We start from the raw sequence: 22184 nt of genomic DNA, 5'->3' as shown, positions 1-22184 counted from the left end.
GGAAACACCCGCAGGAGAAGATGCTTCTCGAGTAAACGCGATGGCGAAAGAAAAAGCCGGATCTATACTCAACTGATCGGGTTATGGTGAGTCGAGAAAGGTGATGCACTCGCTGTAATCGGATTCGAAGGCCGGCTTTTGCCGGCTTTGCTTTTTGTGGCGGGGCAATTACTAAGAGGCTTCCCGGGATTATCCTTGCTCCTATCCCCGGGTAGTGCTAATTTGCCCATAGCCCGCCAGGTACTTTGGCGGAATCCAGAACTCAATGACTGCGGAGGATGATTGATGATTGTTACAACCCTCCGTCGGGTCCAGTAGCAGCCTCCAGCTGCCCACGCCCGGCGATAGATTCCTAGACGTCGGGCTTTCCCTGAGAAAGCTCTGTTGGCCGCGTATCTGCGGTCGCTTGGTGCTTTGTTGCGCCCAGAGGGTTTCAATCTTGAGTAAATCTCACTTTACCCGCCGGTCTGTTAATAGATTCGGCACTAATTCCCTATCTATCAAAATTGAGCGGGAAGCTTCTCCGCTACAAAAACTCGGTTGGAAGTCTTTTTTCCAACAGCAGCTGACGCTCGAAGAACTCGAGCAGTGTTTGCCGCTGCGGATTATGGCTGTACACCGCAGTCGCCTGGAATTGGCCGGCGAGCAGGGGGCTGTGTCCCTTCCGCTAACCGGGAGTCTTGTGGCTAATTTGCCCGCGGTGGGGGATTGGCTGTTGTTAGAGAAGAGCAGTGGATATTTCGTGCGTTTGTTGAGCCGCAGCAGCCAGTTTGAGCGCATGGCACCTGGGGGGCATCAGGTGCAGATGATCGCCGCCAATGTCGATAGTGTTTTTATTGTTTCGTCTCTGAATGATGACTTTAACCTCTCACGTATCGAGCGCTATTTGGCTCTGGCTCGGGAGTCTGGTTGCAGCCCACACCTGATACTGACTAAGACCGATCTGTGTGAAGATACAGCCCCTTTTCTTCAGGCATTGCGTCCATTCGGCGAATTACCCGCTGCAATGGTAAATAGCCTGGATCGAGAAAGCGTGGCACAGCTGCGCCAGTGGTGCTTACCTGGGGAAACTATCGCGCTGTTAGGTTCTTCTGGAGTGGGTAAATCCACTTTGCTAAATGCGCTGTATGGCGAACCCCTGGCTGAGACTGGGACCATTCGCGAAGCCGATAGTAAAGGACGTCACACTACACGGAAACGCTCTCTTCACTCCCTGAGTTGGGGAGCGCTGTTACTCGATAGCCCTGGAATGCGGGAGCTAGGATTGGTGCATGTTGAAGATGGCGTGGCGGAGACTTTTTCTGATATCGAGGCCTTGTCCAGAGAGTGTCGCTTTTCTGACTGCCAGCACCAGTCAGAGCCAGGCTGTGCGGTACAAGAGGCAATAACGGGCGATTCGCTGGATGATCGGCGCTTGCGCAATTGGCAAAAACTGCAACAGGAACTAAGCCGTAACGGTCAAACTCTCGCGCAGAAACGGGCAGGGGAGAGAGCGCTATCCCAGATGTATCGATCTGTACAAAACCAGGCGCGTAAACACAAATATTCAGAGGATTAATAGAACTGGCGCCCGGGAATTTTCCCGGGTGCTTCTCAATTAATGAGAAAGTTTTAACGTGACAACGCCTAAGATAATGAGCAAAACCCCCAGGTAGCGTCCAAGGCTGGTGGAGTCTCCAAAGAACAGCACCCCTACCGCAAAGGCTCCGGCGGCACCAATTCCTGTCCAGACCGCATAGGAAGTACCAATAGGTATCTCCCGCTGCGCCAGCCACAAAAGAAATCCACTGACCCCAATAAATACCACAGCCATAACCACACCCAGAAGGCGGGTGTTACTGCCCTGTGAAATTTTCAGTCCCAGCACCCAACCAATTTCGCATAGTCCGGCGAGTATTAAGTAGAACCAGGCCATGATATTCCTTTAAAGAGACTCGGCGATTTGCTTCTAGCGGAGAAATCAATGTTGACATGTCAGTAAACAAGTCTTTCCCGTATTAGAACAGATATAGTTGAGAATAGCTGAGATGGCTTTATTGAAAGTCAGGTGGAGAGCTGTGCCTCGCTCCCATCCAGTAATTAATCTCAAAGTGCAGCCGGACCTGTTTCAGCTCTTAAAACGCTATCTATTAGTTACATTGCCAAGTGCATTGTTTCGGAGGAAGTTAGAGCATGCTAAATAAATAAAATCTTTACTGAGAGGGCTTTGCATTGTTTTCCAGATGAAATCTGGAAAACGATAAAACTGTGCGAAAGTCTATTTAAATCAGAGCCCAAACTTGCGCGAAATGAATTTTTCTATATCATTGTAATGATAATTATTATCATTTGGTGCTGGTTCAATACCCCTGTAAATTTAAAATAACTATCAGATAAAGTAATTAAAACTTATGTCAAATAGATTGCCACCTGAATGGGCCAAGCAAGATGCAATAATGCTCACTTGGCCCCATGCGGATACTGATTGGAAACCGATACTAAGCGAAGTAGAAGCGGTTTATGTTTCTATTTGCGAAGCTATAACTGCTCGGCAAAAACTGGTAGTCGTTTGTCATGATGAGGTTTTAAAAATACATATTAGCCAGTTATTACATGGGGCTAATGTAATAATTCAGAATATTCAGTTTGTTATTGTTGCCACAAATGATAGTTGGGCGAGAGATCATGGCCCAATTTCAGTAGTGAACAGCCAAGGAGAAGTTGTTGCTCTCGATTTTACGTTTAATGGATGGGGAAGCAAATACCCGGCTGATTTAGACAATCAGATTAACCAGGAAATGTTTAAGCAATTGGGTATCTGTAATTGGCGGAAAATTGACGTCGTTCTTGAAGGTGGAGCAATAGATATTGATGAAAAGGGCAACCTTTTAACGACTGAGCGCTGTCTGCTAAATAAAAATCGTAACCACCGCATGACAAGAGCGGATATCGAGGGACTGCTAAAAACTGAGTTAGGTGCAAAGAATATTCTATGGCTGGATCATGGCGCATTAGAGGGCGATGATACAGATAGTCATATCGACACTCTTGCACGGTTCGCACCTGGCCAAACTATTGTCTATCAGGGCTGTAATGAAAGTGGTTATCGTTTTTTTGATGAACTTGAGAAAATGAAGCAGAGTTTAGTACAAATGCGCTCGCTTGATGGGAAACCATTTAATTTGCTGGAATTACCATGGCCTAGCGGACAAGCAAATGCAAGTGGCGAGCGTTTACCTGCCACTTATGCCAACTTTCTAATTATCAATGATGCGGTACTAGCTCCTGTATATGATGTTGAAGAAGATACTGAGGCGTTACAAACTCTCCAGATGGCATTTCCGGAGCATCAGATAGTTGCGGTTAATTGCCGGCCCATTATCGAACAGTTCGGTAGTTTGCATTGTTTAACTATGCAGCTGCCGAAAAACCTCTTGGCTAATTAGGCGTTAAAAAAAATTTTTTGCATCTAATCTAAAATTAAACAATCTAGCGAATTTATTAATGAGTAACATAGTTAAAGTGGCACTTGTTCAGCAAGATAACACTGTTGATTGCCAACAAAATATTGATAGGTCAACTCAGGGAATACGTGCCGCAGCGAGTGAAGGTGCTGATTTGGTAGTGCTGCAGGAGTTGCATCGTAGTCTGTATTTTTGTCAGTCAGAAGATGTGAGTTTATTCGATTTAGCTGAGACGATCCCTGGACCCAGTACGGATTATTTTGGAAGGCTTGCAAAAGAACTCGGCGTGGTCATAGTGACCTCTTTATTTGAAAAGCGTGCTGCAGGTATTTATCACAATACTGCAGTGGTATTGGATAAAAATGGCTCTATTGCCGGAAAGTATCGAAAAATGCATATTCCGGACGATCCGGGATTTTACGAAAAATTTTATTTCACGCCTGGTGATTTGGGCTTTGAAGTTATAGATACGAGCATTGGCAAGTTGGGCATATTGGTTTGTTGGGATCAATGGTTTCCTGAAGCTGCCCGACTGATGGCAATGGCTGGAGCAGAATTACTGATTTACCCAACCGCAATTGGGTGGGACCCGCGCGATGATGCGGCTGAGCAGCAACGGCAACTTGAAGCCTGGAAAATTGTACAAAGGTCCCACGCGGTAGCGAATGGCGTACCAGTTATTAGTTGTAATCGTGTGGGCCATGAAAGTGATTCCAGTGGAAGTTCTGCCGGCATTGATTTCTGGGGTAATAGCTTTATCTGTGGTCCACAGGGCGAGCTACTTGCCTGTGCAAGTGAAAGTGATGGTGAGATACTAATTGCGAATATAGATATGGAGAAAAGTGAACAAGTACGTCGTATTTGGCCATACTTGCGAGATAGACGTGTCGATCATTACCAAGACTTAACGAAAATTTACCGTGATTAAGAGTTGATAGTTTGGGTCTGCCAGATTTCCTAGAAATTAGCAGACCCAATTTACTAAATGGCTAGTGGTTCGCGACACTGCTGAAGTTGTTGAATTAGGTATCTATCTCTAGCTAGTGTTTCTTTACAGTCATCACCAAACCATTCCAGTGAAGCTTCAATGTTGCGGACTCTCTTGTCTGGATGTTGACTAATATGACTTACGAATTCCTGATAGTTAACAGCGCCATCAAACAGCGGGACAATACCTTCCCGCGAGCCAGAAGCAGAATATACATTAGCAGGCGAGAACACATTCAGGAATTCTGCAGAACTTACATTTTTTAAGTGGATATGATTAATATTATCTTTTAAAGCCTCAAAAGCTGGGATCACTTCAGTTTTTGATTCCCAGACATGGAGTACGTCAAAATTGATTTGAAGGTTGTCACAAGCAACGCTCTGTAATAAATGCTTTGTTGCTGGGACGGAATCCGCATATGTATTGGGATGTGTTTCAATAATCAAGTTGAGATCATGTCGGGACATCCATTGACAGACCTTGCGCAACGTCTTTGTTAATCGTGCAAAGCCATGCTCAGATGTGTTTGCGCTTGCCTCGGAGCCGGCAAAAGTCCTAATTTTCTTAGCACCCCAATGTTTTGCTAAGTAACATAAATGTTCTACTTGTTTATGTAACTCAGCTTCAGTGGCATATAGTGCTAAATAATCACTTAACATCGTGATTTTTAGGCCGTAGTCCGCCAACCAATCTTTATTATATTCTGGTTGAGAGGCGAGGTTTTTTGCGTGAGTTCCCCACAATTCAATACCCTGAAAATGATTATGCTTCGCCCACCTTGCCAAATGATCAATTGAAACCAGTTGATGGCGAAAAGAGATTGTACAGATAGATAAAATCATATGCACACCTCATTGGAACGTTCTTTGTTAGTAATAGCTACATGGTTTTGCCATTGTTGAAATAATGTATGTAGCTGACCTTTGATTTTAAATTCTCGCTGATCTTGTTGATCCAGTAGCTGCATGATTTCTGTTTTAATATCTGTCGATGATTCGGATGGATAGTTTCCTTCAGTAGCGTAATTCGCGATTTTCATAGAACGAAATTGAATCTGCTTATAAGTGGAAACTAACTCTTCAATAATGTCGCACCATGTTTCAAATTCATCAAAATCCAAATTTAGCTGCAACATAAAATATGCTAAGCCATGTTCGTAGGCATACTTTCGAATAGCCAATACGGGAAGCTGAGTGAGAGCACGGCTCAAATTAGAGGGGCTTAGCTGACTTTCAGGAGCCAAATGTGCCTTGACAATTTTTCGCACAGCATCCGTCATCGGATTATTGTTTAAGTTCAAACAGGTAGTAAAATAGTCATGGATTGCCTGATTGGAGCTTGGTTTAATTTGGCTGCTATCAAAGATATAACCGCCAGCAACAGCATCCGACTCAATTGCGTGTAATACTTGTTTTTTATTTTGCTCTCCTTCCCAGCGAAAATCAGGATCCCACATAAATAACATTTCTGGATTTTGGCTATTTTCCAGCATTACGTAGTGAGGGAATGGATTCTGGTTAAACTTATTTTCGCGTTCTGGCAACCTATACATATCTAGCATTACCATTATGTTCTGACTGGCAGATTTATTGTCTAGTAATGTTAGTAAGGTGTTAATATTGTCGCTTTTGGATAAGCCTTGGTTGTACCAGGACTTTACCTCGACACCATAAATTTTCTCGAACCAGTTTCGAAAGAAGTCATGGTTCAAATTCTCAGCGTGATAGTTGATACAATAATCATTATCAACTACAACATCGGCGTCCCATACACCAAAATAAAATGGTCTATGGTCAACATGATCATTTGCTTTGATACACTCGCATAGACAACTCACAAAACAATGTACTTTAATATCCTCAAACTCTTCTGTCTGCTCTTCAGCTTGTTCTGCTGGAGCTATTTCGACTCCTGATTTCTCTTGAGGATCGGTATGTTTGGGAGAAGCGCCATTCTCGCTCTTATAGTTAACCCGGCCTAATATAAACTCACTAAAGCTATCGACTGTATCAAAATCCTTCAAGTTCAAGGCTTCATCGGGTATATCAATTCCCAGCTTTAATTCCAAGCTAATAAGTACTTGCAGGATCAGTACGGAATCAAGGTATAAATCTTCATTTAGCTTGGAGTGAAGCTGAACATCTTCTATATGTGTTAGATTCAACTCATTAGTAAGTATGCTCTGAATCGAATCTACTATTTCAGTCTTTTGCATAATTAATATATTGTTTGTTTGCTCAATAGATAGCCCCTACTTACTAGTTGGCTCTTTCAGCTTGTTTTCCTTCACTACTTTTATTTGTTTTGGTTAGTATGTTCTGTTGATAGTTCAGCGCAATCTGCTTACGGTTCACTTTACTGTTAGCCATTCGCATTATCTCATCGACCGGCTGTAATATTTGCGGTACTTGAAATAGTGCTAAGTGTTGACTGCACCATTGGCGTAGTTCGGAGGGGTCTATTGCTGGGGAAGCGACATACTGTAGGCAAACTCGTTGGCCCGCAAATTGATCATCTATCTTAAATACCACTACATCATTAACTTGCGGGTGTTCAAGTATGATATCTTCTACTTCTGCAGGATATACATTTAGCCCTGATACGATGATTGTGTCATCCATTCGTGCAAGAAAATGCAGTCGACCATTTTCACTCAAATAGCCGATATCCTGTGTTTTAACAGTTTTAATTCCTGATGCAGTTTTTACATAAGCAACTATCTCTTGCTGTTTATTGTCGAGATTACCACAGGTAATTTCGACATGAGGTAATGGCTTTCCTTGATCGTTAGCAGCAGATAAATCCTGTCCTATACTAATACAGCCCGCTTCAGAGCATCCATACTGTTGATATAAGTTTTCTACACGTGCCTGAATCTGCTCAAATACCTGTTGTGGCATAGTGGAACCTGAAGTCATAGCAGCAAATAGTTTGCTATTGGCCGGCCATAAACGTAATAATCCCTGCAACATTACCGGAGAAGAATACAAAAGCGGACGCTGACAACTCTGCAGCTTCTTGATAAGGTATTTAGGATTGATATTGCTAATTATCAGTGGTGACTGACCCCGATTCAGAGCAACCATTACGCCACAAATTAATCCATATGAATGGGTAACGGGACAAGCGACAACTGGAGTCATGCTGTCCGGGTCGCTGAAAGCCTGGCAATAACTCTTTACCTCAATATCAATATCCGCCCAGCTTCGCAATATGCATTTTGGTTCACCTGTGGTGCCGGAGCTCATTTGAATAATACCTGCTTCAGATTTATTCAAATTAGTTGCCGGTAGCTCAATTAATCCTGCTAAGTCACCATAAATCAGCAATTCGCAGCCAGCTTTTTCTGCCATACGCTTTGCAGTATCCTTTGGAACACTGGGGTGGATAGGCATGGCAGATATTTTCTTTGACTTTAAGTAATAACATAGAGTCAACCAAATAAAATTATCTTCAACACATACCGCAACAGCGTTACTCTCATTAATAGTATTTATTGAGACATAGGACTGCTGTTGCTCGTTAAAGTCTTCTTTACTATAAAACTTATCATTTATTGTAAGCATAGGATTTTCCTGGTACTGCTGGCACTGATATTGATGTCTTGGAGGTTTCCTTTTGGGTATCATGTAAAGCAGCGTCTGCTAACGGATTTCTTATGTGATGATGAAATTCTGTTTCACGATTCCCGCGAAATTTCTTATCCAATAGTGATTCGGTTTTAATTTCCGGTTGGAATAAATCGATTTGGGCTATGCGCTTTTGATCAGTTAAGTTTGATTGCTGATATTTTCTAAAGCTGTGATAAACTGATTTCCAGAATTCACTTTCTGGAAATTGGTAGTAATCTTCAAGTAATACGGCCAAGTCAGATAAATTAAAAACCAATAAGGTATCTACTAAAAGTTCGCGCAAAGCTTCGACACTTTCCATCCAATAATATTGGTTTGGCCCGCCAAAACTATATTCTTCCTCGAAGTCAGTAAAAGTAGGCGCTAATTCCGGTTGTGCTAAGTAATTGTGAACGTACTCCATGCTTTCATGAAAATCGCGCACTATAACTTTTTCAGGCCAACCATCTTTATGTTGCAATAAGATATTTTGCCCGTGCGCCTCAATTGCAATACCGTGATGAACTAGTAAGTGCCATATGGGAATAATCACCTTTTCGAGCAGGATCTCCAGCCAACTATGACAACCATATTCGGCAATCCAGGGCTCGATAAAAGGGCTGCCATCTTGTTCTATTATACTTAGGGCTACAAAAGGTATTACAGTTTTCTCATCACAGTATGAGTGCAGGCTCTGTCGAAAAATTACACCCAATTGACCATCGAGATTCTCAATCCATTCCTGATGTTCAGTGCCATCATTTGTAGGCCTTATTCCGGCGTACTCCGCCAGCAAAATCATATTTTGCTTCAGGTAGTTATCCGACTCCAGAATTTGTATTAACCAGTTTGATATAGCAGGTGCAGTACAAATGGTGTGACTTTCTATAGTGCGTAGTGAAGAAGTATTAATTATATTCAGAGGTAGTTTTATATTAGCTTTTTCAGGATGGCTAATATTTAATAATGTACGAATAGAAATGCTGGCTTGATATTGATCGCCAGCCTCTCCAAGGTAAAATACTTGTCCATCAGCAATAGCGGGCTCAAGTTTATCTTTTAAAAACTTCCACTGCCATGGATGGATGGGCATCAATGAAAATGCAGTACTATCGGAAGTTAGATTTTTAATTTGTGTATTTAACTGCTGGTAACATTGTTCACCAAGCTCAGTTTCCCAAAATATTTTTTCAGTTACAGAGTTAAATCGACGCTTCAAATAGCATCGTCTAATCGCCAACCAATGTAGTTGAAAATTATTGCCAAACTCTGGACCATAAAGTTTATGATCAAGCTCACTAAACCCAGTTCGTGCCTTGAAGCATGGATGATAAGGGTGCCCTTCATCAATTGCAGACTCTAACTGGGTATATGTTAATTCACGACGGCTTATATGGCGGTTTAAATGCTTATTGTTCCACTGGCAAAGTTTAACAGTTTGTTCGAGCTCAATTGCCAGCTTTTTCTTTACTACTACTGAAGTAGGCAAGTCCTCAACAAGGGCATTTAGTGTTATTGGTTGCCAATCAATGCTTTGAGATATATTTTTTATCCATTGTGCCTGAAGTTTTGTATCTACATGCTTTTCATCTCTTTGAGAAAAAAACATTTCTTCTGCATTGATTCTAATTCGACTAAAACCAGAAATTCTTCCTGAAGCACGATAAAAAGATCTTCCTAATGTAAAATAGAAAAAACCATCGTGATAAGAGTAATCACAAAGATGCTCGAACAACAATGCTTCCAAGAGCTGGCGAATCACTCTTTTTTCTTCAGCTAAGTGGCTGTCAGAATTTTTATAAGGAGAGATTTCTAAGTCTTGTTGAGATAAATGCTGCTGTGGGTTAACTGTGAGCAAGAGTCACCTCGTTAACTTGCTTATGGGTAGTCAAGCTTTCTTGATGCAGGTCGAAGAAAGGATTTCGTATATTAGTGTAAACAGCTAATTCTTTTTCCGCTTCCAGCTCATCAACATCTTCAACGCGAGTTAGAAGGTTTCCCTTGCAGGGAATGCTAGAATTATTAAATAATCTATCTGTAAAGTTTTTGCCGACGCTTGTCAGTACTCTAGAATTTAGAAAATTAAGCTTGCTGTAACTTAATTGTAATAGTTTATTCTCATCAATAAGGTCATCTTGTCCCATACGGCCAATAATTGAGAATAACTGATTGACAAAAAGATAGTATCCAAACCGGTCTGCAATCATATTGTCAGGATAAAATAAGTCAGGATTATTCCTCAACTCAGGTACAGCTTCGAGCAACTTATCCTGCATTTTTTCTGACAAGTAGAAACCTTGATTGTCTCGGTAGTAGTATCTAATTGGACAGTCATCATAAATAGTTAATAGAGAATTTTGTTGATGAGCTTCTAAACCAATACCCTGACTATCGTAAAGTCTAATTGTTGGTTCAATTGCACATTGCCAATAACAATTAAACCATTTTAACGCTGCTTCCTCTACGCTAATGCCCTGCTTGGAAGCCAAGCTTAAAACTTGCTGCGCTAATTTAGACTGAGTTCCAGATAAGATAGGGTCTTGTACCAATGCAGCGATTGAAACTGTGGGTAGTTCTAGACTGTTTGTATCTTTACTGAATGGATTTTGCCGTATAATAGTTTCAAAGCCTGTTTCCTGCATATTAGGTAATTTAACAGTAATAAAGGCAGGATCTTCAATTAAAACAAACTGTGGAAATTTTTGCTTGAAGTTGCTTAATGAGAACAACTTTCCAACATTTAATCCCGGATCTAATTCGTGAGCCATATTTTTTCTTAGCGAATTAGTTATTTTTACAGGGATCGAGAGCTTAATCATATAATTCAGCTCACTGCAGTACAAAGTGCGGACAGAAGAAGTGGGCGTAAACATCTTACCCATAAGACCTAAGTCGACAATTAATCCGTCACGTTGTAAATGCTGAACATAGTCCTGGTGTAACAGCCACTGTGCTTGTAGGGGATGTACAGGTATTAGTTGTTTATCGATATCAATATCAATATCGGCCCCTAATATATTATTGATAATTTCCTCAACGCTCTCGTCGAGTAAAGAATCTTGCTCCAGAAGATCTTTTGACACGGCAAAAAAGTGTAATTGAAATTTAGATTTCAATTCCGGCGTATACTTTTCATGTTGCCAAGAGTGAATGCCTTGGCGTGACTTGGGTGTTGGATGAAGCCAATGTCCAAATAACAGAGACTGTTCAGAACAAATATAATCGGAGCTATTAAGTGTAGGATCATCTAGTCGCTTAGTAAGATAATCCTGCATGATTTGAAGACTTTCTAAAGTGCGATTTAATAGTTCTATTTTGTTGGCTGGAGTATTTGGCTTATTGTTTTGGTTATTATCTTTTGCATAAATGTTATCTATTAACATCATAATCGCAGAAGTAAAATCTATGGGTTGCCAATTCCATTGATTTGCTAATTTGCGATAGCTTTTAGTAAATACATGTCGGCCGACAATTGAACGATAAGAAGCCTCTAAAGCAAGTGTAACTCCAGTTCCGTTCAAATAAAGTTCTAGTGCATAACCATTTTCTTCTTCAAGGGCCACACCAGTTTGTAATTGCCAATCAGAGCTTGTATGCCAAACACCGGGGTCAACTTCTCTTATATATGCATTAGCAAATGCTTGAAAAGAAGCCTTTTCCGCCAGCTCTTTTGCGGTGAATGGCATGACGATATTCTCCTGGAGATACTAAGTAAAAGAACTTACCCAGATGATAATGATACACATTCTCACCAGCAAGTAAGTTTACAATTGTTACTATTGTTTTAGAGCTGTATCTCACTTGGCGTTACTTAGACTGAAGTTTGATTTACTTTCAGCTTCGTAGGCCTGTATTGGTAGCAAAAATAGGCGGCCAACAAAAAAGTGCACCATTCTGCTAATGGCAGTGCAACAATAAATGATAAATCACTTATTGCTGCTGGTAATAAGTGCCAGCTGGGCAACATATAATAAAAGGCAATCAAAAATACGGCGGGGAATAATAAGCTGCGGTTAATAGCAATTAAAGCTGAAGGTTTTGGTTTGTGTATTGCTGTTAAGTAACAGGTTAAGACGATGTTAGTCCCATTAATTAAAAATAGTGGAAGCAACAATGGCAGCAATTGCATGCTGACTCGGGATATTTCCTGATCTTGTTCATTGGTAAACCAACTCAGAACAGTTTCTGGCCAAAAAACGAGCAGCGCAACGATTATGATACCCAGGCAGATGGTACTTAATATTGCAATTGACAAAAAAGATTTCACTCTAGTTAAGTGCCGAGCGCCAAAATTTTGACTGACAACGATATGAAGTGCATCAGCTAAACCATAACTAAGCATGACACTTAAGAAAATGAAGTAATTGACCAGAGTAAATGCCGCTACACCATCTACGCCTAGCCGCATTATCATTAAAGTATTTAGAATGAAAAAAATAATACCAACAGATATCTCGTTTATAAACTCTGATATACCGTTATAAGCTGAGTTAAGAAGTAGTTTCCAGTTTCTTTGTTGTAATTCGAACTTAAGTGTTCTTTTCTTGCTAAAAAAATAACGGCTCAATACTAAAAATTGTATAACTTGTGCTATTGCAGTTGCATAAGCAGCCCCAGCTAATCCGAATTCCAAGTACACGATAAACCAGGCATCGAGAATAATATTGAGAACAGCGCCGATTACTAATGCACATGTGGCTAATATCGGATGGCCATCAGCACGTACAAAATAATACAGCACCATTGTGGTTAACTGTAAAATGAACACCCAGCGAATGACGTCGAAATATTCCCTTGCTAATACAGCAACCTGGGCTGAAATATTGAGTATTTCAAAAAGTAAATCGTTGAAGGCTAAGCTGCCCAGCGCTAACAGAGTGTTAATAACCACAGCAGCAATAAGGGATTGGCTGAAGATGGCGTTTGCTGTTTTCGGATCTTTCTCACCTATGGCTTTACCTACGCTCACAGCCCCGCCTATTGCCAGCATGATGGCAATAGCTATCAACAAGGTGAAGTACGGGATCATTAGAGTGATTGCAGCGAGAGCGTCTGTACCTATGGTGTTGCCGACAAAAAAGCCATCAATCAGGTTGGCGCTTGTTATTGCAACTAAGCCGACTATTGAAGGTAGTACATAGTAAAAAAAAGTCTTGACGATACGACCGGAAAGCGCTGGATTTTGGGCTGACATTAAAGTGTCTCAAATCATGAGAAAATAGGTTCTGAGGCAGTATTATATATTCCACTTGTTGCAAATGATAGTGATTATCATTAATATCGGTGAATTTAGGTTGATACATAAAGCTGCATCGTGAAGTTTTGATGTTCTAAATGTGAACAGATTTGTGTTATAGCCAATGCAATATTGTGTTGGGCACTAAGCATGTTAGTGGCGTGTCCCGGGCAATGGTTGTACAGGAAGTGCGCAGCAGTATTGATGTTTTGCAGTGCTAAATGTCCTGGTAAGTCATATGTGTATCCATTGAAAATAGTTTAGAAAATGTACTATTAAAATTACTGTCAGACGTCAAAAGTAAGAGCTATGTGTAGGTTCCAGTCGGGTTCCCCCATATTAAGGTCGTCGGTGGGCGAGAGTATTTTTGCGCTATGAATAATTTTGGATTCAAAAAATTCAAGTTTTAATTTGGTTGTGGATAAGAGGCTGTTGTGGCAACTGCGCATATTTTAATATTGGAAAGTGATACTAAAATAAGCAGACAATTGAGCGGCACTTTGCAAAAACAAGGATTTAATGTCACTCAATGTCAAGATGTTAGTGAAGGGTTGATGGTAATGCCCGCAGACTATTTTGATCTTATTTTAGTTAATGCGTTTTTGCCCACCAATGATGATTTATCACCTTTACAGGCTATACGTAGCTGGGGGCAAACGCCTGTAATTGTTCTCTCTTCAATTAATACAACGGCAAAAAGGATAGAGAGCTTTCGGCAGGGGGCTGATGATTTTATATCCAAGCCGATTGATTCCACCGAGGTAGTGCTGCGTGTAAACGCAATACTGCGTAGAACTCACAAGGGGGAAAGTAACATTGAGGGTGAGATTGATATCGATCATTTAAGGTTATTAAAATCAAAGCAGCAGGTTTTTTATAGGGGAGATAATTTAGCGTTTACACCTATTCAGTTTCGACTACTTTGGATACTCGCTGAGAACCGATTCAAGGTAGTTAGTAAGCAATTTTTATATCGTGCGGTACTCAACAGGCAATTTTCCCGTTATGATCGAAGCCTTGAGATGCATCTTAGTCGTATCAGGAAAAAGTTTATTGAAGTTGGTATATCGGCTGACCGCTTTGCTACGATTCATGGCAAAGGGTATAGATTTTCATAATAAAAGACTAGCTTAAGTTAAACGGTAAATTTAGGTGTACTAAGTATCGGTTTAGGCATTATTCAAGTATTTTCTCCTTTCTAAAATTCTAATCAGGCTTGTTTAACATTAGCAAGCTTAAAGCTGTCTTTGAGTTCAAAATGTTTTAATTATTGACGGTTTTTATTAGCTGTTATGCTGTCGTAACAATTGTAAAAGTGGTTTTTTTCGGGCATAAAAGCAATTAACATCTTTGATAATGATTATCATTACCAAAGATGTTAATTGCTGAATACATCTTTTCGCTTGAAAGTTGGCTCGGCATAAAGTGAATTAATTAAGAAGTGGGGATATGAGCACTATTAATAAAGTTGAGGCTGAGCATGATAGCCAATTTTTAGCTTTTTCAACGGTAATTCACATTGACAGCGAGAGGATGATTAGGCGTTTATGTAAGCACTTCGCTCATAAAGTTAATGCCCACTGGAGCAGCGAGTGCGGCCATATTGAATTTGATATGGGTTTCTGTGATATGAACGGAAGTGGAGATCAATTGGATTTGCGTTGTGGTGCTAACTCTGATGCGGAGTTAAAAGAGGTCATAGATTGCATCGATTCCCACTTCTTACGATTTGCGAAAGGTGTGGAATGCTCACTTCAATGGAATCTAATGAATTCTTAATGGTAAAAAGATGTTAGAGAAAGATAAACTAGAGAGTGAAGTTAATACTCAGTGGAATATAGCTGAGGCAGGTAATATTTATGGTGTGAACCAGTGGGGCAATGGTTATTTCGATATAGATTCACAGGGTAATGTTGTCATAAAAAATCCTAGTGATGATGGGGCAGACGCTGTTCCCTTGATGCAAATTGTAGAGGGTATGCGGGACCGCGATTTACACATGCCTGTTTTACTGCGTGTCGAGAATATTCTTGATAAAAGTATTAGCTCACTTAATGAAACTTTCCGTCAGATAATCGAAAAACTGGATTACCAGAATAAATACCAAGGTGTTTATCCAATTAAAGTAAACCAGCAGGCCCAAATTGTCGATGAAGTAGCTCAATTTGGTTCTCGCTATCAACATGGATTTGAAGTTGGTAGTAAAGCCGAAATGATTGCAGCTTTATCCACCATCGAAGAACTTGATAGCCTAATTATTTGTAATGGCTATAAGGACCAAGAATTTATAGAATTGGGGTTAGAGGCAACAAAACTTGGGTTGAAATGTATCTTTGTTATTGAAACCTTAACCGAACTGCCGATTATTGTAGAGCGAAGTCAAGCGTTAGATATTTTCCCTCATATTGGCGTGCGCGTTAAAATGACGACTCAAGTGAGTGGGCATTGGAGTGCTACCAGTGGTGAGAGAAGTGTATTCGGACTGTCATCAAGCCAACTTATACATGTGGTTGATTACTTAAAAGAGCATCAAATGCTCAATTGCCTTGAGTTACTACATTGCCATTTGGGCTCTCAGATTCCGAATATCCGCGATATCCGCGGTGGTGTACTAGAAGCCTGTCGCTATTACTCCGATTTATGTAAAGAGGGCGCGGCATTAAAGTATATTGATTTAGGTGGTGGTTTAGCAGTTGACTACACCGGTAGACAGTCAAGTACCGGGCAAAGCCGCAATTATTCACTTGAGGAATACTGCGAAGATATTATTGATACAATTAAGAGTACATTAGATAGCAAGAACTTACCCCACCCGATAATTGTTACGGAGTCTGGTCGTGCTACTGTAGCCTACACATCAATTTTGCTCTTTAATATCCTTGATGTTGTAAGTTTCGACTCAGAAGAGCTAAAAGAAGCTGAGGAAGATGAGCATCAATTACTTCAAAATATGCGTGAAATTCTGACTTATTTGAAGCCTCAAAGATTGCAAGAGTGCTTCAATGATGCGCAGTTTTATCGGGACGAAGTTCGCGAATTATTCAAGCGTGGCCAAATAGATCTTCGTGTTCGTTCTGTATCAGAGACAATTTATTACAATGTTTTGCATCGTATAAAAGAGACTCTTTCAGAAATGAAGCGAATACCTGAAGATCTGGAAGGCTTGGCAGATTCACTAGCTGATATCTATTATGGTAATTTTAGTTTATTTCAGTCCTTACCTGATAGCTGGGCTATTGATCAGTTATTTCCTGTTATGCCTATTCATCGACTAAATGAGACTCCAAGTCGGCGTGCTATCTTGGCCGACATTACCTGTGATTGTGATGGAAAAATTGAGAGATTCGTGGTCAACCAGGAAGTCGAAAGAACCTTACCTCTGCATTCAATAAAGCACGGCGAGGAGTATTACCTCGGTGTTTTCCTAGTGGGCGCTTATCAGGAAACTCTAGGTGATCTGCATAATTTATTTGGTGATACGAATGTTGTCAGTGTGAGACTGAATTCAGATGCCAGCTTTGAGTTTGTGAAAGAGGTTCATGGGGATACTATTGAGGATGTTTTAAGTTATGTCGAGTATCAGCCGCATGAAGTAAAGACGCGTTTTCGTAATAAGGTTGAAGCGGCTGTTCGCAGTGGGCGTATTAGCGCTCGTGAACGTCAGCAAATAATTAAGACCTTCAATGCAAGTATGCAAGGTTATACCTATTATGAAAGAGATTAGAATAGAGCAGAAAACAGTGAGAGGCATGACCTGTTTAAATCTTTATCTGTATATATGAAGGCTTAAATCTAAGTATGTCGACCATGCCAGATCTTCGATCTGGCTAAAATATTTAAGCCCTGCTCTGTGAAGCTAGCTCCTGACCACATTAATAAATTCTTTGTTTTTATATGGTTATGCTGTTAGCACCTATCCTGATTTATTGTTTTAGGTTTATATTGGTTACTTTAGCGCCAGCTAATTTCCTGTGGTGATAGTATATACAATTATATAGAATCTATTCTTCTTTATGGCTAGTGCAGAACTCTGAATATACTTACTTTTATACTTTAGTGTGCTTGTACTCGAAAGATAACCTCTCTGTAAAAATTGTTAAGAGTTTTGATCTTTCTTGTTTCTTTGTCTGATTGTTACTTGCATTTTTTATTGCGTAAAAAGTAACGAGAATTAAAATATTAAATTTTACGCCATTTAGTAAGGAAACTAGGGTTAGCTAATATTCATAAGGATCATGAATATGATTTTCTGGTATTATCTGGTCACAACATAAGATATTATATCTTTTAAAGAATAGGGATGTGGACTTGAGGATCATAAATAAGATCACTTTGGGTTATATTGCACTGGTCCTGCTTCCGATCAGTTTTTCACATAGCAGTGAAACTCAGATTGAAACTATCGTTGTGACTGCGGGTAGATATGAACAGGATATTTCACAGCGGGTGGAGAGTATTTCTGTTGTAAATAATGATGTACTCAGAAAAAGTGGTAATACCCATATTCAACAAAGCCTGGTGAGTGTACCTGGAGCAAACCTAGCAAGAGGGAATGGACAGGAATACCTGCCAGCCCTACGTTCCCCGGTACTGACTGGTGCGGGAGCCTGTGGTGGTTTGTTGACAGCAGAGGATGGGATTCCACTGAGAGCAAATGGATTTTGTAATATCAATGAGTTATTTGAATCCTTCAGCGAGACAGCTCGGCATGTCGAAGTTGTTAGAGGGCCTGCTGGTACCCTCTATGGCTCTAATGCAATGCATGGATTGATCAATGTTATCAGCCGCGATCCTGTAGAAGGAAAGAATGGATCTCTCAACACTGAAGCGGGGCCCCACGATTACTATCGATTGGGTGTATCAGCAGATCATCGCCTCAGTAGTGAAGGTGATGTGATCAGTGCAGATTTGTATTTGATGACTGATGGAGGATATAGGGATCAGTCAGGATTGGACCAGCAAAAGGCTAGCATCCAGTATACCCACCAGGTCGGTGATAGCAGAGTTCGAACTCGTCTAGTAGCGACAAGCTTAAATCAGGAGACGGCTGGTTACCTCGAGGGTGACGGAGTTTACCGCAATCGTCGATTGAGTCGTACCAACCCTAATCCAGAGGCGTTTCGAGATGCCAATTCTCTCAGATTTTACTCTCTGATTGATATACCTATGAATCAAACTAGTCAATTACATTTGGCTCCTTACCTCCGTAAAACTGACATGCGTTTTCGGCAGCATTATTTACCGGGGCAACCAATGGAGGAAAATGGCCAGGAGAGTGTTGGGATAAGAAGCGGTTATTATCTGGAGCTGGGTGAAAAGCTTAATCTGCTAACCGGTATTGATACTGAATTAAGTAAAGGATATCTCTTGGAAGCCCAAGAGAGTGTTACCGAGGGCTCTGAATTTCTGCAGGCAACCATACCAGAGGGAAAGCACTACGATTATGAAGTCGTAGCCTGGAATATCGCCCCCTATGCATCGGCAACCTGGAAGGTTAATGATCAATTAGAAGTCACTGGTGGAGTCAGGATTGAATCTGCACACTATGACTACGACAATCAAATGCTTCCCGGGCGCACAGATGAAAATGGATTACCCTGTGACTTTGGAGGCTGTCGGTTTAGCCGGCCAAATGACCGAAAAGATAGCTTTAACAATATATCCCCCAAGTTGGGAGCGCTATTATGGTTAAGTAATGAACTACAACTCTTTACTCAATTGGCCCAGGGTTATCGTGTACCCCAAGCGACAGAGTTATATCGATTACAGCGAGAGCAGACGGTAGCAGAGCTGGATCCAGAGGAAATTAATAGCTTTGAAGTAGGGCTGCGGAAAATAGGCGACTCTTTGTCATATGAGTGGGTGGCTTATACGATGAAAAAGGAGAATGTAATATTTCGTGATGCCGACTATTTTAACCAGTCCAATGGCAAAACCCGGCACTGGGGAGTTGAGTTGGCTGTAGATTATGAATTCACTGAAAGCTTACGGCTAGAGGTGAGTACCAGCTATGCAGAACATCGCTATGCAGATCAAAGGGAGTTGCAAGGTGTAGAACTGGATGGAAAGCTTGTAGATTCTGCGCCAAAGACCTTTGGTAGTTATCGACTTCACTGGTCCCCGAATTCTTTGGTATCAGCGGAGCTTGAATGGTTACACCAGGGTAGCTATTTTACAGATCCTCAAAATGCTCATCGGTATCTAGGACATGACTTACTGAACCTCCATTTGGCCTGGCAGTGGAAACAATATGAAATTTCTACTCGAATACTGAATATTACCGATAAAGCCTATGCTGAGCGCGCGGATTACAGTAGTTTTAGTGGTAGCCGCTACTTCCCCGGAGAGCCACGCTCAATTTACCTCGGAATTAATTTTGATTGGTAATGTAGTAAGGGCTTGCTTTTAATTTTCAGGTTTCATTTGAGCATCACGAATCAAAGCTGCCATCCGATAAAAACCATGAGCCATTTTGGTGTAGGGCGTAAGTAAAAAAAAAGCGAGAACTGCACCCAAGTGTAAATCCAATAGTAGGGGGAGTGCGGCTGTTCCCCCCAGGGCAAATAGTAGGAGACCACTGAGTGCGATAAATAACAGTAGCCCAACAAACCCCATCTCCCCACTCCAAACTCTTGCCGAGCCCAGTTCTGGATCAGCCTTGAGCTTTAGTTGGATAAGTTTGCTACACCCTACTAATATGAGTAAACCACCTGGAATACCAAGTAATTTGGGTATCGAAAAAATTGGGTATGGCCCTGGCATGTTTAGAAAGTAATACATGACAGTACCCGAGCAGGTAGCGGCAAAGCACAATAAAAAACCGTATAAAACAGCTTGGTGCGCGTATCTTCGCTGGTTGCTGAATCGGTCTTCCTCCTCGAAGTTACATCCGTCCCCGTGGCCCCCGGATAGATTCTTTAGTTTCCCTGCAGAGATTAATGCTCTTCTAAAGTGATCCCAGGAAATTTTTTCCCCGCCGACCTTCCTCCAGTAGCGCCGTAAACTGATCCTTAGACTAAACAGCGGGTACAGAAAAGCGGGTAGAAAAATTCCGGTCATAGTGGCATGGGAAATAACTGCGTAGAAGCTCTCGCCACCACTGGGTTTCAGTGCTCTTATCACATAAAAGATAACGGCAAATCCGATTATAGTGGCCAGGGCGATCAGACTGCCGCGTTTTTGGAAAATTCTGGCGATACCTCCGGGCCAGGCAAAAGACTCCCAGCTTTTCTGTCGTGCTTCAGCCATGACTTGGGGAATATTGATGTTGAATTCGTGGGGAGCGGTATACTGGCAGGCGTAGTAACAACCTCGACAGTTGTGGCAAAGGTTGGCCAACTGGGTGATGGTTCCCTCTGAGAAAGAGCGGTGTAGTTGAAGTGCCGGAAAAACGGCACAGTAGCCCTCGCAATAGCGACAAGCATTACAAATATCTGCTTGTCGCCGTGCCTCTTCCAAATTATCCAATTGCATAGTTAGCGGCTTCCCTGCCAGCGATACGTCCAAAAACGGTGCCGATCATCATACCCAGGCCGGCAAGATATCCCTGACTGAGAATTGATCCGGCCATGGTTTCCCCAGCAGCCCACAGATTTTTTACCAGCCCAGTGGCAGTGTTGCACTGGGCATTCTCATCAACCTTGAGCGCCAGATAGGTAAAGGTAACCCCGGTGCGCAAGCTATAGCAGTAAAATGGTGGCTCGTTGATAGGACGGGCCCAATTGGTTTTTTCTGGTGTCAGGCCGGTGGTGGTGAGACCATCTAACTCAGTGGGATGAAAAGTTTCACTACTGCTACAGGCAGCGTTGAAGGTCGCTATTGTGTCGATCAGTTTTTCAGAGGGTAAACCGGTTTTTTCCGCGATTTCCTCCAAGGTATTCGCCTCGGTAGGAGGGAATGCTGACGGCATAAACATTTTTAAAGACTTGGAGTCGATAATTGCAAATGCCACTTGGTCTGGTTGTTGTGCGACAAGGCGGCCCCAGATGGCATAGCGTTTGGGCCAAATATCCTCTCCCTCGTCATAAAAGCGCCGAGCTTGTTTATTAACGACGATGGAAAAGGGCACACAATCGAGGCGTGTTACTATGCCGCCATCAAACTTCGGCGCTCGCCCGTCAATTGCCACTGCATGGCACTGGGTGGGATCTCCGACGGACAGTACGCCTTGCTCCAGTAAATCCTCCAACACCACACCCCGGTTATAAGGTGTTCCGCGTATCAGGAAATTTTCGGCAGCTGGCCCCCAGGCTTTTTCCAGCCACTCCAGATTGGCTTCAAATCCGCCGGAGGCAACTACAACTGAGCTGGGTTCAATTTGGTATTGCTGTCCCTCGTAAACATAGTCGACACGAGTAATATGATTGCCCTCTAGCTGCAGGTGCTTAACGTGTGCCCGATACAGCACATCAACACCTAATTTGCCTGCAGTTCGGTAATAGGCGTTAACCAGGGACTTACCGCCGCCAAGGAAAAAAGCATTTGTGCGTGTGAGGGATAGTGTGCCGGACAGAGGAGCTTGGAAGTGGACTCCGTGTTTTTGCATCCAGGGAAGTGCGCTTTCCGAAGAGCGTATCACCAACCGAGCTAACTGCTCATTGGTTTTACCCCCGGTAACCTTTAATAGATCTTCGTAGTACTCGTCTTCACTGTAGTCACCTTCCAGTGGCCCAAGGGGACCTCGGTGCATACAGCGTATATCCCTGGTGTGACGGGAATTACCGCCTCGATAGGGTTTGGGCGCAGTTTCCAGAATAATCACCTTGGCCCCGAGTTCGGCAGCAGTTATCGCTGCGCACAGAGCGGCATTGCCACCCCCAATTACGGCGAGGTCGTAGTGATTGTTCACCGATAGAAAACCCTTTTGCAATGGACTTGTGTCTCATTGCAAAAGGTAGGTGAAAATA

At 42.0% G+C, this 22184-nt stretch carries 16 protein-coding genes; 7 read left to right on the top strand and 9 right to left on the bottom strand.

Annotated features, from left to right (window positions below; all coding sequences use genetic code 11):
• Positions 1–439 precede the first annotated feature (439 nt).
• Positions 440–1558, top strand: coding sequence for a ribosome small subunit-dependent GTPase A (gene rsgA / locus ACG1BZ_RS20165; RefSeq protein WP_413663379.1), 1119 nt, complete (start codon positions 440–442; stop codon positions 1556–1558).
• Positions 1559–1597: 39 nt separating this feature from the next.
• On the opposite strand, the gene ACG1BZ_RS20160 is transcribed toward rsgA, so the two are convergent.
• Positions 1598–1915, bottom strand: a complete 318-nt coding sequence (locus tag ACG1BZ_RS20160; protein ID WP_108734565.1) for a DMT family transporter — start codon at positions 1913–1915, stop codon at positions 1598–1600.
• A gap of 475 nt (positions 1916–2390) precedes the next feature.
• On the opposite strand from ACG1BZ_RS20160, the gene ACG1BZ_RS20155 reads away from it, so the two are divergent.
• The gene (locus tag ACG1BZ_RS20155; protein WP_413663378.1) at positions 2391–3425 is read left to right on the top strand and encodes an agmatine deiminase family protein; all 1035 of its coding nucleotides are present in this window, start codon (positions 2391–2393) and stop codon (positions 3423–3425) included.
• Positions 3426–3483: 58 nt separating this feature from the next.
• Positions 3484–4371, top strand: coding sequence for a carbon-nitrogen hydrolase (locus tag ACG1BZ_RS20150; protein ID WP_413663377.1), 888 nt, complete (start codon positions 3484–3486; stop codon positions 4369–4371).
• 53 nt (positions 4372–4424) lie between these two features.
• Here ACG1BZ_RS20150 and ACG1BZ_RS20145 read toward each other — a convergent pair whose 3' ends face one another.
• The 6 genes from ACG1BZ_RS20145 to ACG1BZ_RS20120 all read right to left on the bottom strand — a co-directional run bounded on the left by ACG1BZ_RS20145 (position 4425) and on the right by ACG1BZ_RS20120 (position 13236).
• Positions 4425–5273, bottom strand: a complete 849-nt coding sequence (locus tag ACG1BZ_RS20145) for a sugar phosphate isomerase/epimerase family protein (protein WP_413663376.1) — start codon at positions 5271–5273, stop codon at positions 4425–4427.
• Positions 5270–6646, bottom strand: coding sequence for a DUF6005 family protein (locus tag ACG1BZ_RS20140; RefSeq protein ID WP_413663375.1), 1377 nt, complete (start codon positions 6644–6646; stop codon positions 5270–5272). The genes ACG1BZ_RS20145 and ACG1BZ_RS20140 overlap by 4 nt, the downstream gene beginning before the upstream one ends.
• A 43-nt stretch (positions 6647–6689) precedes the next feature.
• Entirely contained in the window at positions 6690–7997 is a 1308-nt protein-coding gene (locus ACG1BZ_RS20135; RefSeq protein WP_413663374.1) for an AMP-binding protein, read from the bottom strand.
• Positions 7981–9900: an IucA/IucC family protein gene (locus tag ACG1BZ_RS20130; protein ID WP_413663373.1), complete on the bottom strand. Its 1920-nt coding sequence runs from the start codon at positions 9898–9900 to the stop codon at positions 7981–7983. Before ACG1BZ_RS20130 ends, ACG1BZ_RS20135 begins: the two co-directional genes overlap by 17 nt.
• Positions 9887–11728, bottom strand: coding sequence for an IucA/IucC family protein (locus ACG1BZ_RS20125; protein WP_413663372.1), 1842 nt, complete (start codon positions 11726–11728; stop codon positions 9887–9889). Before ACG1BZ_RS20125 ends, ACG1BZ_RS20130 begins: the two co-directional genes overlap by 14 nt.
• Before the next feature lie 125 nt (positions 11729–11853).
• Positions 11854–13236: an MATE family efflux transporter gene (locus ACG1BZ_RS20120; RefSeq protein WP_413663371.1), complete on the bottom strand. Its 1383-nt coding sequence runs from the start codon at positions 13234–13236 to the stop codon at positions 11854–11856.
• 476 nt (positions 13237–13712) lie between these two features.
• Here ACG1BZ_RS20120 and ACG1BZ_RS20115 point away from each other — a divergent pair, with 476 nt between their 5' ends.
• From ACG1BZ_RS20115 to ACG1BZ_RS20100, 4 genes are all read left to right on the top strand, one after another.
• Entirely contained in the window at positions 13713–14396 is a 684-nt protein-coding gene (locus ACG1BZ_RS20115; protein WP_413663370.1) for a response regulator transcription factor, read from the top strand.
• Positions 14397–14727: 331 nt separating this feature from the next.
• On the top strand, positions 14728–15057 hold the full coding sequence (locus ACG1BZ_RS20110) for a DUF2218 domain-containing protein (protein ID WP_413663369.1): 330 nt from the start codon (positions 14728–14730) through the stop codon (positions 15055–15057).
• Between the two features lie 10 nt (positions 15058–15067).
• Entirely contained in the window at positions 15068–17002 is a 1935-nt protein-coding gene (speA, locus tag ACG1BZ_RS20105) for a biosynthetic arginine decarboxylase (RefSeq protein ID WP_413663368.1), read from the top strand.
• A gap of 584 nt (positions 17003–17586) precedes the next feature.
• Positions 17587–19665 carry a TonB-dependent receptor gene (locus ACG1BZ_RS20100; protein ID WP_413663367.1) on the top strand — a complete coding sequence of 693 codons (2079 nt, stop codon included), beginning with the start codon at positions 17587–17589 and terminating at the stop codon, positions 19663–19665.
• Positions 19666–19683: 18 nt separating this feature from the next.
• Here ACG1BZ_RS20100 and tcuB read toward each other — a convergent pair whose 3' ends face one another.
• Both tcuB and tcuA read right to left on the bottom strand, forming a co-directional pair.
• Entirely contained in the window at positions 19684–20751 is a 1068-nt protein-coding gene (gene tcuB, locus ACG1BZ_RS20095) for a tricarballylate utilization 4Fe-4S protein TcuB (RefSeq protein ID WP_413663366.1), read from the bottom strand.
• Positions 20738–22126 (bottom strand): FAD-dependent tricarballylate dehydrogenase TcuA, encoded by a 1389-nt coding sequence (gene tcuA, locus ACG1BZ_RS20090; protein ID WP_413663365.1) that lies wholly within the window; start codon positions 22124–22126, stop codon positions 20738–20740. Before tcuA ends, tcuB begins: the two co-directional genes overlap by 14 nt.
• Positions 22127–22184 lie beyond the last annotated feature (58 nt).

The sequence above is a fragment of the Microbulbifer sp. CNSA002 genome, assembly GCF_047324085.1.
GTDB lineage: Bacteria > Pseudomonadota > Gammaproteobacteria > Pseudomonadales > Cellvibrionaceae > Microbulbifer.
Note: the sequence above shows the minus strand (reverse complement) of the source record. Positions and strands in the feature narration are given on the sequence as shown.